The organism is Burkholderia sp. Bp8986 (genome assembly GCF_003854225.1).
Taxonomy (GTDB): domain Bacteria; phylum Pseudomonadota; class Gammaproteobacteria; order Burkholderiales; family Burkholderiaceae; genus Burkholderia.
On record NZ_QTQM01000017.1, the window covers coordinates 88,164 to 99,854 of the forward strand.

General features: G+C 68.9%; 12 protein-coding genes. 10 read left to right on the forward strand and 2 right to left on the reverse strand.

Going from position 1 to position 11,691, the window contains the following annotated elements:
* Positions 1-198: 198 nt before the first annotated feature.
* Both DID99_RS17440 and DID99_RS17445 read right to left on the reverse strand, forming a co-directional pair.
* Positions 199-993: a transcriptional regulator gene (locus DID99_RS17440; protein WP_124522829.1), complete on the reverse strand. Its 795-nt coding sequence runs from the start codon at positions 991-993 to the stop codon at positions 199-201.
* Positions 990-1,952, reverse strand: coding sequence for an ornithine cyclodeaminase family protein (locus DID99_RS17445; protein ID WP_124522830.1), 963 nt, complete (start codon positions 1,950-1,952; stop codon positions 990-992). Before DID99_RS17445 ends, DID99_RS17440 begins: the two co-directional genes overlap by 4 nt.
* A 380-nt stretch (positions 1,953-2,332) precedes the next feature.
* Between DID99_RS17445 and DID99_RS17450 the strand changes: the two genes are divergently transcribed.
* The 10 genes from DID99_RS17450 to groES all read left to right on the forward strand — a co-directional run bounded on the left by DID99_RS17450 (position 2,333) and on the right by groES (position 11,685).
* Positions 2,333-3,112 (forward strand): ABC transporter substrate-binding protein, encoded by a 780-nt coding sequence (locus tag DID99_RS17450; protein WP_124522832.1) that lies wholly within the window; start codon positions 2,333-2,335, stop codon positions 3,110-3,112.
* A 67-nt stretch (positions 3,113-3,179) separates the two neighbouring features.
* Positions 3,180-4,424, forward strand: a complete 1,245-nt coding sequence (locus tag DID99_RS17455) for an FAD-binding oxidoreductase (protein ID WP_124523364.1) — start codon at positions 3,180-3,182, stop codon at positions 4,422-4,424.
* A gap of 479 nt (positions 4,425-4,903) precedes the next feature.
* On the forward strand, positions 4,904-7,420 hold the full coding sequence (locus DID99_RS17465; protein ID WP_124667214.1) for a hypothetical protein: 2,517 nt from the start codon (positions 4,904-4,906) through the stop codon (positions 7,418-7,420).
* 277 nt (positions 7,421-7,697) lie between these two features.
* Positions 7,698-8,057 (forward strand): hypothetical protein, encoded by a 360-nt coding sequence (locus DID99_RS17470; protein WP_124488735.1) that lies wholly within the window; start codon positions 7,698-7,700, stop codon positions 8,055-8,057.
* Positions 8,058-8,103: 46 nt separating this feature from the next.
* Complete coding sequence (locus tag DID99_RS17475; protein ID WP_044846302.1) at positions 8,104-8,619, forward strand: sigma-70 family RNA polymerase sigma factor; 516 nt, start codon at positions 8,104-8,106, stop codon at positions 8,617-8,619.
* Entirely contained in the window at positions 8,619-9,404 is a 786-nt protein-coding gene (locus DID99_RS17480) for an anti-sigma factor family protein (protein ID WP_409362345.1), read from the forward strand. Before DID99_RS17475 ends, DID99_RS17480 begins: the two co-directional genes overlap by 1 nt.
* A 28-nt stretch (positions 9,405-9,432) precedes the next feature.
* On the forward strand, positions 9,433-9,846 hold the full coding sequence (locus DID99_RS17485) for a quinol oxidase (protein WP_124488738.1): 414 nt from the start codon (positions 9,433-9,435) through the stop codon (positions 9,844-9,846).
* Positions 9,843-10,475, forward strand: a complete 633-nt coding sequence (locus tag DID99_RS17490; RefSeq protein ID WP_124522837.1) for a DUF1571 domain-containing protein — start codon at positions 9,843-9,845, stop codon at positions 10,473-10,475. Before DID99_RS17485 ends, DID99_RS17490 begins: the two co-directional genes overlap by 4 nt.
* A gap of 33 nt (positions 10,476-10,508) precedes the next feature.
* The gene (locus DID99_RS17495) at positions 10,509-11,018 is read left to right on the forward strand and encodes an SRPBCC family protein (RefSeq protein ID WP_124488740.1); all 510 of its coding nucleotides are present in this window, start codon (positions 10,509-10,511) and stop codon (positions 11,016-11,018) included.
* A gap of 373 nt (positions 11,019-11,391) precedes the next feature.
* On the forward strand, positions 11,392-11,685 hold the full coding sequence (gene groES / locus DID99_RS17500; RefSeq protein ID WP_014897904.1) for a co-chaperone GroES: 294 nt from the start codon (positions 11,392-11,394) through the stop codon (positions 11,683-11,685).
* Positions 11,686-11,691: the final 6 nt, after the last annotated feature.

Consider the following 11,691-nt stretch of genomic DNA (forward strand, 5'->3'; position numbering starts at 1 on the left):
AAATGTAACCGGGACTATAGCATTTTGTGCTTCGACGCTACGCCGTGGGCTGGCCCGCGTGGAACGGGCCGGCCCCTGACGTATCACGAAGCATAGTCACGGACCGCGCGAACCGGTAGCGGCGCCGATGTTAGTGATGGTGAACGGTGAAGGCGGCAAGCTTGGCGACCAAGCGACCACGCCCGCAGCACATGTCGCTCACACGTCGCCCTGCGTTTCCTTCAGATGCTTCAGGTGCTTGTAGACGGTCGCGCGCCCCATCCCGAGCACGTTCGCGACGTAGTTCGCGGCGCTCTTGCCGCGGAACGCGCCTTCCGCATAAAGCGCCTCGACGAGTTCGCGCCGGTGCTCGCGCGTGAGGCCGTTCAGGCCGACCTGCCGCTCGCGCAGCCAGCCGTGCAGGAACGTGTTGATGCGCTCCTGCCAGTCGTCGCGGAACAGCTCGTCCGGTTGCGCGACGATGCCCGCGCCCTTGATGAACACGTCGAGCGTCGCGCGGACGTCGTCGAACACCGCGATGTTGAAGTTGATGCACATCATCCCGGCCGGCCGGCCTTCGTCGTCGAACAGCACGTTGCTCACGCAACGCATGCGCCGGCCGTCCCAGTTCAGTTTCTCGTACGGGCCGATCACGCGCTCGCGCGCCGAATGATCGATTTCCTCGAGCGCCGAATCGTCGCCGACCTCGCGCTTCGACAGGTTGTTCGCGAGGTACAGCACGGTCTGGTCGTGCAGGTCGTGGATCACGACTTCCGCGTACGGGAAGAACAGCGCCGCGATGCCGTCGGCGATCGGTGCGTAGCGGGTGAGCAGCAGGTCTTTGACGGGGGATTGCTTCTTGCGCATCGGAATCGCCATCTCGGGTGAGCGGGAGCCGGGCGGTGCGTCGGCACGGCGCGCCGGCGTGCCGTCCACCGGCTCGCCCGTGCGCCCCCGCGCTGCCGCCGCGGCGGTTGCGCCATTGTATCGGCCCCGCGTGCGCGTGCTGCTCATGCGCGCGTCAGATGCATGTACAGCGCGTGTGCGATCGCGATGTCCTCGAGCCCGAGGCCGATCGAGCGGAAGAACGCGTGACGCGTGCGCGACGGCGCCGCGCAGGTGCCTGCGACGAGCGCGGGCAGGTCGCCGACGATCCGCTCCGGTGTCCAGCCGTGCCCGGCCGCCGCGATCTGCATCTCGCCCGCGTTCGCGGGCGTCGTGTGCCGGTAGTCGCAGTACACGTCCATGTCGGGCAACCATGCGGGCGGGATCTCGTGCGCGCGCGCGACGTTGGTGCTGATCGAGGTGACGAGCGCGGGGCGCGTGAGCATGCCGTCGGCGAGCACCGGCGTGCCCGACGACGTGCACAGCATCACGACGTCCGCGTCGCGCACGCACGCCTCGACGCTGGCGGCCGCACGGGCGCGCGGATCGATCCGCGCGAGCGTCGCCTGCAGCGCCGGGTCGCCGGCGAGCGCGGGCGAATGGACGCTGATCGATGCCCAGTCGCGCAATGCCGCCGTATGGCGCAGATGTGCGAGGCCCACCGCGCCCGCGCCGATCACGGCGAGCCGGCGCGCATCGCGCGGCGCGAGGCAGTCGACCGCGAGCGCCGTCGTGCCGGCCGTGCGCTCGACCGTCAGCAGCCCCGCGTCGCACCACATCAGCGGCTGGCCGGTGCGCATCGACATCAGCGCGGTCCACGCCGTGACGATCGGTTTGCCGCCCGTCACGACGTATGGCGACAGCTTCGCGCCGAACACTTGCTCGTCGGCGAGTGCGCCGAGATACGTGATGAAATCGCCGGCCTGCTCGGGGAACAGCGTGAGGGTTTGCGGCGGCTGCACCGCGCGGGCCGATGCGAGCGACGCGAACATGCGGCGCAGCGTGCCGAGCACGTCGAGCGACGGCAGCGCCGCGCGCACCGCGGCTTCGTCGACGGTCAGCGGCAGGGTCGGGGCGGGTTGCGTCATGGAACTTCTCCGGTCGGGGCCGGACAGGACAGTCTCGAAAGCGGGCGTCCGGCGGTGTTCGTGATGGATTAAAAGTCTAATATAGACAAAAGAAGTCGGGTGAATTTTTCTTTTCAGGACAGGCCCGAGCCGCTGTCAGTCGAAAAAACATCGATGAATCAAAGGCATTTTGCGTAATCGACGGAATCTCGATGGGCAGCAGCGAGGCCGCGATTATCGTATCCCCTATAGTCTATAGTAGACTAAGAGTCTATATTTCACATGCGGACCGGCATGTTGCCGCCCGGCGGCCGGCATGCATCGCATGCCGATCCGGCGCCCGGCGACGGCGTCGCGCGAACGGTCTTCATCGCCTCAATCCGGAATCGAAGGACATCGTCATGAACTGGAAGCTTTCCCTCTGCGCCGTCGCGGCGCTTGCGTGCGCGGCCGTCACCGCCCACGCGGAACAGACCACGCTGCGCTTCGGGATCGAAGCCGCCTATCCGCCGTTCGAGAGCAAGACGCCGGCCGGCCAGCTGCAGGGTTTCGACGTCGACGTCGGCAATGCCGTCTGCGCGAAGCTGAACATGAAGTGCGTGTGGGTCGAGAATGCGTTCGACGGGCTGATCCCGGCGCTGCAGGCGCGCAAGTTCGATGCGATCAATTCGGCGATGAACATCACCGCGAAGCGCAAGCAGAGCATCGATTTCACGCCGGCGATCTACGTGGTGCCGATCGTGATGGTCGCGCACCGCGGCTCGCCGCTGCGGCCCGATGCCGCGAGTCTGCGCGGCAAGCACGTCGGCGTGCTGCAGGGCTCGTCGCAGGAGGATTTCCTGAAGGCGCACTGGGCCAATGCGGGCGTGGACGTCGTGTCGTATCAGGACCAGGACCAGATCTATGCCGATCTCGTCGCCGGTCGTCTCGACGCGGCCGTGCAGGAAGCGCAGACCGCGCAGGACGGTTTCCTCGACAAGCCGGCCGGCCGCGACTACCAGATCGTCGGCGAGCCGCTGAAGGATCCCGCGACGCTCGGCGAAGGCACCGGCTTCGGGTTGCGCAAGGGCGACAAGGCGCTGCAGGCGAAGATCGTCGGCGCGCTCGACGCGCTGAAGAAGGACGGCACGCTGAGCGCGCTGTCGCAGAAGTATTTCAAGCGCGACATCGTCGCGAAGTAAGCCAGGCCGCGCGCCGGCCGCGGTGCCGGCGCGCGTCGCACCGAATCTCGACGCAGTACGGGGAAGCATGGATTTCGACGTCATCGTTCTGGGGGCCGGCATCGTCGGCGTGTCGTCGGCGCTGCATCTGCAGGATCGCGGGCTGCGTGTCGCGCTCGTCGACCGGCGCGCGCCCGGCGAGGAAACGAGCCATGGCAATGCGGGGCTGATCGAGCGCTCGTCGGTCGTGCCGTACGCGTTCCCGCGCCGGCTCGGCACGCTGCTGCGCTACGCACGCAACCGCTCGGTCGATCTCTATTGGGACTACAAAGCATTGCCCGCGTACGCGGGCTGGCTTGCGCGTTTCTGGCGCGAATCGTCGCCGCAGCGGCTCGCGGCCGCCGCACGCGACATGCTGCCGCTCGTCGCGGCGAGCGTCGTCGAGCACGACGCGCTGCTCGCGCGCACCGACGCGCAGCCGCTCGTGCATGACGGCGGGTGGATCGAGGCGTTCCGTTCGCCCGCGCTGTTCGACGCGGAAACGCGCGCGCAGCAGCGGGTGGCCGACGCGCACGGGTTGCGGATGAGTGTGCTCGACGCGCGCGCGTTGCGCGAACGCGAGCCCGGCATCGGCGACGCGTTCTGCGGCGCATTCCACTGGCAGGACCCGAAGACGGTGTCGAGCCCCGGCGGCCTCACGAAGGCGTACGCGCGGCTGTTCGAGCACGACGGCGGCACGTTCGTACGCGGCGACGCGACGACGCTCGCGCAGGTGCGCGACGGCTGGCAGGTCGATACCGAGCACGGGCCGATTGCGGCCCGTTCGGCCGTGGTTGCGCTCGGGCCGTGGTCCGATCACGTGTTCGCGCCGCTCGGCTACCGGATTCCGCTGCGCGCGAAGCGCGGCTATCACATGCATTACCGGCCGACCCGCGCGTCGCTGAACGTGCCCGTGTGCGATACCGAGGAGGGTTTCGTCGTCGCGCCGATGGAAGGCGGCCGCCTGCGGCTCACGACCGGCGTCGAGATCGCGTTGCGCGGCGCGCCGCCGACCGGCGTGCAGCTCGCACGGGCAGAGCCGCTGGCGCGCGACGCGTTCGGCATCGGCGAGCGGCTCGATCCGGCGCCGTGGCTCGGGATGCGGCCGTGCACGCCCGACATGCGGCCCGTAATCGGGCCTGCGCCGCGCCATCGTCATCTGTGGTTCGCGTTCGGCCACTGTCACCACGGGCTCACGCTCGGCCCCGCGACCGGGCGTCTGCTCGCCGAGATGATGACGGGCGCCCCGACCTTCATCGATCCCCATCCGTACCGGCCCGCGCGCTTCGGCTGAACCCGTTGCGATACGACGGCCGCCGCGTGTGCGGCCGTCACAGTTTTTCATTCGGCTGTCCGTATTGAGTGAAGTCTTGCAGCCGGAAATGATCTGCGCAATTGACCGGAAAGAAATCGCGAAATAAGCAAAACAGAAAACGCGCGATTTATTAATGCATTTTCATGAAGATGAAATGCGAAGCAGGCGGTCCGTCCGGGCCATCCGGCGACGTTTCGCAACGGACGTTCCGATGTGACCCGGGATGTACCGGAACACGTCACTTCCGGCCTCGCAAACGTTACGTTACATCCGCGCTCCCGACACATTTATCGTCAGATGATTGCGGCTGCGCGACCCGTTTATTTACCCGGAAATCCATATAAAACCGTTATTGGCTTGCAATAGGCCAACGAATCAATCCGTTTTATCCGGATGGCACACTTCGTGCAATCGATCCCCATGCTTTATCAACGTAGTGCCAACGAGATGGGGTAAGGATGAGACAAAACTTTAAATTGACGGGTGTGGCGCTGTCGGTCACGACGGTGTTCGGGGTACTGGTTTCCGGTTCGGCTGTCGCCGGGCCGCTCGATGCGCTGCCGATTCCGCAAGTCGTCGTGAATCCGCCGACCAACAGCGTATCGATCGGGTTGGCCGCGACCGGCACGTCGCCGCTGGGTTCGGTCACCGTTGCGACGGGTGGGGCCGGCGCGATTCAGACGTCGCTGGGCAATCCGGCGCAGGCGTTGTCGGGCGCGGTGAACGCGCTGCAGGGCGCGCTCGGCGGCGGTGGCGGCGCGGTGACGCCCCTCGCGCCGGTACAAGGCGTGGTGAACCAGGTGACGGGAGCGCTCGGTGGCGGCAACCCGGCCGGTGCGTTGAGCGGCGCGCTGAATACGGCGACGGGGACGTTGAGCAATGCGGTCGGCACGGTGACGGGCGGGCTGGGTAACGTCGGCGGCGGTGCGAATCCGCTGGCGCCGGTTCAAGGTGTCGTCAATCAAGTGACGGGGGCGCTCGGTGGTGGCAACCCGGCCGGCGCGCTGACCGGCGCCCTCGGTACGGTCACGGGTGCGTTGGGTAACGTCGGTGGCGGGTCGAACCCGCTGGCGCCGGTTCAAGGTGTCGTCAATCAAGTGACGGGGGCGCTCGGTGGCGGCAACCCGGCCGGCGCGCTGACCGGCGCGCTCGGTACGGTCACGGGTGCGCTGGGTAACGTCGGTGGCGGGTCGAACCCGCTGGCACCGGTTCAAGGTGTCGTCAATCAAGCAACGGGCGCGCTCGGCGGTGGCAACCCCGCTGCTGCACTGACCGGCGCGCTCAATACGGCGACGGGTACGCTGAGTAACGGAATCGGTACGGTGACGGGCGCACTGGGCAACGTCGGTGGCGGCACGAATCCGCTCGCGCCGGTTCAGGGCGTGGTGAATCAAGTAACGGGTGCGCTTGGCGGCGGCAACTCGGCCGGCGCACTGACCGGCGCTCTCGGCACGGTGACGGGAGCGCTCGGCAGCGTCGGCGGCGGCAACCCGGCCGGCGCACTGACCGGCGCTCTCGGCACGGTGACGGGTGCACTCGGCAACGTCGGCGGCGGCAACCCGGCCGGCGCACTGACCGGTGCTCTCGGCACGGTGACGGGTGCACTCGGCAGCGTCGGCGGCGGCAACCCGGCCGGCGCACTGACCGGCGCCCTCGGCACGGTGACGGGTGCACTCGGCAACGTCGGCGGCGGCAACCCGGCCGGCGCACTGACCGGCGCCCTCGGCACGGTGACGGGTGCACTCGGCAACGTTGGCGGCACGAACCCGCTGGCGCCGATCCAGAACGTCGTCGACCAGGTCACGGGCACGCTGGGCAGCGGCAATCCGGCTGGTGCGCTGAGCAACGCGGTCAATACGATCACGGGTACGCTCGGCAACATCGGTGGCGCGTCGAGCCCGCTGGCCCCGGTGCAAGGCGCCGTCACGCAACTCGCCGGCACGCTCGGCAATGGCAACCCGGCCAGCGCACTGACGGACGCTGTGAACTCGGTGACGGGCGCGCTCGGCAGCCTCGGCGGCACGAACCCGCTGGCGCCGGTACAAGGCGTCGTGAACCAGGTCGTCGGCACGCTATCGGGCGCCGGCGGCGGCAGCCCGATCGCGCCGATCACGAACCTCGTCAGCGGCCTGCAAAACGCGCTGCCGACGGGCGGCAACCCGGCCGGCGCACTGGGCAACGCGGTCAACTCGGTCACGGGCGCACTCGGCAACCTCGGCGGCACGAACCCGCTGGCGCCGCTACAGGGCGTCGTGAACCAGGTCGTCGGCACGCTCGGCGGCAGCAACCCGGCCGGCGCACTGGGCAACGCGGTCAGTTCGGTGACGGGCGCACTCGGCAACCTCGGCGGCACGAACCCGCTGGCCCCGGTACAGGGCGTCGTGAACCAGGTGGTCGGTACGCTCGGCGGCAGCAACCCGGCCGGCGCACTGAGCAACGCGGTCAGTTCGGTGACGGGCGCACTCGGCAGCCTCGGCGGCACGAACCCGCTGGCGCCGGTGCAGGGCGTCGTGAACCAGGTCGTCGGCACGCTGTCGGGCGCAGGCGGCAGCAGCCCGATCGCGCCGATCACGAACCTCGTCAGCGGCCTGACCGGCGGCAGCAACCCGGCCGCCGCGCTGACCGGTGCGCTCGGTTCGGTGACGGGGGCCCTGGCGAACGGTCCGGCGGCCCTCGGGCAGGCGGCCGGCGCGTTGTCGGGCGCGGCCGGTTCGACGGCTGCAGCGGGCGGCAGCCTGCTCGGCTCGGGCGCGAGCGCGGCGGGCAGCACGGCGGGGGCAGCCGGTTCGCTGCTGTCGACGGGCGGCAACGCGACGGCGACGGTCGTCAATGCGGCCGGCACGACGCTGGGCACGGCGCTGGGTTCCACGCCGAGCCTGTCGGTCACGCCGCACTCGGGCAACAACTCGGCGAACAACCCGCTCGCACCGGTGTCGACGCTGCTGCAGGCGGTGACGGGCGCATTGCCGAGGTAACCGGCCGGCGCGCGCGGCGACGGTTCATCGCCTGCCGCGCGCAACGGGTCGCACAACGCGGCATGACAGCAATGTCATGCCGCGTTTTTTTGGGGGTTCCCGGTCTGTCTCACGGGAGGAATGGCACTGAATTGCGGGGCGGAATGGAATAACCGGCCGGATTCGTCCGTTTACTTACCGAGTCGCGGCGCAGCCGGACAGCGGGATAATGGTCATGACGTAGTCGACGTCCCGTCCGGCGCCGCCGTGCCGCGATGCCATGCCAAGGAGAACGGGAATGAAGACGATGCTGTTCGCCATCGCGCTGATGGCCGCGATCGTGCGGCCCGCGGCCGCCGAGCCGCCGCAGGCCGGTGACGGGAAACTGGTCGACGAAGATCACATGACGCTGTACGTGTTCGATCACGACGCGCCGGGCAAGAGCACGTGCACCGGCACCTGCGCGGCCAACTGGCCGCCGGCGCTCGCCGACGGATACGACAAGGCGTCGGGCGCACTGAGCCTCGTCACGCGCGACGACGGCAAGAAGCAATGGGCGTACCGCGGCCGTCCGCTGTACCGCTGGAAGATGGACCACAAGGCCGGTGACGCGGGCGGCGACGGCGTCGGCGGCATGTGGCACGTTGCGCGCCCCTGAGAACGGACTGACGGGCTGACGGCGCGGCGACGCGCAAGGCATCCGGATGAGCTACGAATCGGACCTGCTGGTGTGGCTGCCGCATCTCACCCGGTATGCGCGCGCGCTGACGGGCGATCGGGCCTGGGCGGACGATCTCGTGCAGGACACGCTCGAGCGCGCGCTGAACCGGCCGCCACGTGACGGCGGCAACCTGCGCGCGTGGCTGCTGACGCTGTTGCGCCACCGCTTCATCGACCAGTTGCGCGCGCGGCGCGAGATCGCGGTCGACGATGCGACCGCGCCGTGGCAGACGATGGCCGCGCCGAACGACGAGATCGGCGGCCTGCTGCTGCGCGACGTGCAGCGCGCGCTGTACCGGCTGCCGGTCGAGCAGCGCGAGGTGCTGCTGCTGGTGGCGCTCGAGGAGCTGAGTTACCGCGACGCCGCACAGGTGCTCGGCGTGCCGGTGGGGACTGTGATGTCGCGGCTGTCACGGGCGCGTGAACAGATGCGTGCGCTGTTGTCCGGCGAGCCGCCGGCGCACGGCGCGGCCGCGTTACGGGTGATCGGGAAGACATGATGGACGACGACGATCCGCGCAAACCTTCGAACGATCGGGACGATGTCGTGTCGGCCCAGCTGCTGTCGGCGCTGCTCGACGGCGAGCTGTCCGGGCAGGAGCGCCGCGAGGTGCTCGAGCGGCTGCGGTCCGATCCGCGGGAGGCCGACCGGTTCGCGCATTACGGCGCGCAGCGCGATGCGTTGCACGCGCTGTTCCCGCTGCCGGCTGCCGCACCCGCGCTGTTCGTGCAGCGGCGCGCGCCGCGCTGGCGTGGCCTTGCCTATGCGTTCGCGGGGCTGGCGGTCGGGCTGGTGATCGGCATCGCGCTGCACGCGGGCTGGACGACGTTCGGCGCCGAGCCGGCATTCGCCGCACGCGCGGACGTCGCTTACGCCGTGTACGCGGCCGAGCGGGAGCATCCGGTCGAGGTCGACGCACGCGATCCGGCGCGCCTTGCCGCGTGGCTGTCCGCGCGTCTCGGGCGGCCCGTGCGCGCGCCGTCGCTCGACGAATACGGCTATGCATTGCTGGGCGGCCGGCTCCTGCCGGGCGACGCGGGGCCGGCGGCGCAACTCATGTACCAGCGCGCGGACGGCAAGCGCGTGACGCTCTACATGACGGCCTACGATGCGCGGCGTTTCGCGCCCCAGGCGATGTCGGCCGACGGCCGCCATACGTATTTCTGGTCGGATCGCGGCATGGGTTTTGCGCTCTCCGGGCGCGCCGACGAACGACGCCTGCGCGAGCTCGCGATCGAGGCATGCGGCGCGCTCGGCGGGCCGACCGACGCGTGGAAGGGGTGATGCACGCGGTATCGGCAGGGAGCCAATGATGAACGCGAAGGTGGCGATGGTGACGGTGGCGCTCGCGGCATGCGCCGGGCTCGCGCGGGCGGACGGCGATGCCCCGGTGCGCGTGCCGGTCGACGCCGACGGCGTGCAGCGGGTGGCGATCGTCGGCGGCAGCTATTTCTTTCGCCCGAACCACGTGATCGTCCGCGCGCACGTGCCGGTGGAGCTGACCGTATCGGCCGAACCGGGCGTCGTGCCGCACAGTTTCGCGATCGACGCGCCGCAGGCCGGCATCGCGGTGCGCACCGAACTCGGCACGACGCCGCGCACGTTGCGCTTCACGCCGACGACGCCCGGCCGCTTCGCCTACTATTGCACGCATCGGCTGCTGTTCTTGCGCAGTCATCGCGAGCGCGGAATGGAAGGCGTGCTCGACGTCGAGGCGGCGCCATGATCGCCGCGTTGCTGGCCGCGAGCCTGATAGGAGCGAGCATGACAGCCGACCCCGTGACCGTCGCGCAGACGCATTTCGACCAGGTCCACTCGTACCGCGCGACGATCCGCTCGTCGGCGCGAAGCGGCGAGCACGCCGAATTCCACTATGCGTACCTGAAACCCGGTTTCGTCCGGATGGACTTCGTGTCGCCGCATCACGGCGCGGTGCTCGCGTACGATCCCGGCGACGGCAAGGTCCGGCTGCGCCCGTTCGGCGAGCATGCGCTGCCCGCGTTGACGCTGTCGCCGTCCAATCCGCTCCTGCGCAATCGCAGCGGCCATCGCGTCGACCGGTCGGACGTCGGCGTGCTGCTGCGCAACGTGCATGCGCTGCAGCAGGGCGGTGCGACGGTGACGGAGGGCCAGGAAACCGTCGGCGGCCGCACCACGCTGCGCGTGTCGGTGACGGGCGCACCCGCGCACGTGGTCGACGGCGTGCATCGCTATCGTCTGTGGCTGGACACCGAGGACGGCTTTCCGCTGAAGGTGGTCAGCTTCGCGGACGACGACGGCGCGCCGCTCGAGACGGTCACGCTCGACGACGTCGAGATCGACGTCGCGTTTCCCGCCCGCTTTTTCTCCCCCTGATTCCTGATCCCGACGACTCATGCCGGAGGCAGCATGGCGGAATACCGGTTTTCGACGACGTGGCGCGTGGACGCGCCGCTCGCGGCGGTCTGGGACGCGATCTACCAGGTCGATCGCTGGCCCGACTGGTGGAAGAGCGCCGTGCGGACCGTCGAGATCGAACCCGGCGATGCGCGCGGCGTCGGCGCGCTGCAGCGCTACACGTGGAAAGGCGCGTTGCCGTACCGGCTGACCTTCGACATGCGCGTGCTGCGCGTCGAGCGGCTGCATGCGCTCGAAGGCCGCGCGAGCGGCGCGATCGAAGGCGACGGCTGCTGGTCGTTCGCCGGCGACGGCACGCGCACCGTCGTGCGCTACGACTGGCACATCCGCACGCGCGAGCGCTGGATGAACTGGCTGGAGCCGGTCGCGCGCCCGCTGTTCGCCTGGAATCACGACGTCGTGATGCGCGAAGGCGCAAAAGGGCTCGCGCGCCGGCTGGGCGCGACGGTCGAGACCGACGGCCGGACGTTCCAGCCGGTCGCCGGCTGTCCTGACATGTGACGATCTCGCGGTCTGTCCCGGCCTCGTTGGCGTCCGAGCGGCCCTTTTCATGCGATACCGGACGACCGCGGGAACTCGGTGCCTGCCCCGTGTCAAATTGGGGCGATGGTCGGGATATCCCGTATCCCCGTCCGCTGCCGGTGTGCGGGGTTGATGTGTATGTGATTGTTTTGAATGATCTTTTTTGATTTATCCCCGTTTTCTCGCCGTTCCACCCCGCACGAAAAAACCTCCCGCTCCCCTTCTTGAATTTGTCAAAACCCGTCCATATAATTAGCACTCGCTGCACGAGAGTGCTAACAATTCTCTGCCGGGCGACCCGCCGGGCAGATTCCCTAAGCGTTCTTCAATCTCAGTCAAGAGAGGAGTGAATATGAACCTTCGTCCTTTGCACGATCGCGTGATCGTCAAGCGCCTGGATCAGGAAACCAAGACCGCCTCGGGCATCGTGATCCCCGAAGCTGCTGCTGAGAAGCCGGATCAAGGCGAGATCCTCGCGGTCGGCCCGGGCAAGCGCGACGACAAGGGCGCGGCGATCGCGCTCGACGTGAAGGTCGGCGATCGCGTGCTGTTCGGCAAGTACGCTGGTCAGACCGTCAAGGTCGACGGCCAGGAACTGCTGGTCATGCGCGAAGAAGACATCATGGCCGTGGTCAACGCGCAGTAAGCGTCC

Coding starts and splice junctions, on each gene's coding strand:
- DID99_RS17440 (WP_124522829.1), bottom strand. CDS start 993: ATGAGCAGCACGCGCACGCGGGGCCGATACAATGGCGCAACCGCCGCG.
- DID99_RS17445 (WP_124522830.1), bottom strand. CDS start 1,952: ATGACGCAACCCGCCCCGACCCTGCCGCTGACCGTCGACGAAGCCGCG.
- DID99_RS17450 (WP_124522832.1), top strand. CDS start 2,333: ATGAACTGGAAGCTTTCCCTCTGCGCCGTCGCGGCGCTTGCGTGCGCG.
- DID99_RS17455 (WP_124523364.1), top strand. CDS start 3,180: ATGGATTTCGACGTCATCGTTCTGGGGGCCGGCATCGTCGGCGTGTCG.
- DID99_RS17465 (WP_124667214.1), top strand. CDS start 4,904: ATGAGACAAAACTTTAAATTGACGGGTGTGGCGCTGTCGGTCACGACG.
- DID99_RS17470 (WP_124488735.1), top strand. CDS start 7,698: ATGAAGACGATGCTGTTCGCCATCGCGCTGATGGCCGCGATCGTGCGG.
- DID99_RS17475 (WP_044846302.1), top strand. CDS start 8,104: ATGAGCTACGAATCGGACCTGCTGGTGTGGCTGCCGCATCTCACCCGG.
- DID99_RS17480 (WP_409362345.1), top strand. CDS start 8,619: ATGGACGACGACGATCCGCGCAAACCTTCGAACGATCGGGACGATGTC.
- DID99_RS17485 (WP_124488738.1), top strand. CDS start 9,433: ATGAACGCGAAGGTGGCGATGGTGACGGTGGCGCTCGCGGCATGCGCC.
- DID99_RS17490 (WP_124522837.1), top strand. CDS start 9,843: ATGATCGCCGCGTTGCTGGCCGCGAGCCTGATAGGAGCGAGCATGACA.
- DID99_RS17495 (WP_124488740.1), top strand. CDS start 10,509: ATGGCGGAATACCGGTTTTCGACGACGTGGCGCGTGGACGCGCCGCTC.
- groES (WP_014897904.1), top strand. CDS start 11,392: ATGAACCTTCGTCCTTTGCACGATCGCGTGATCGTCAAGCGCCTGGAT.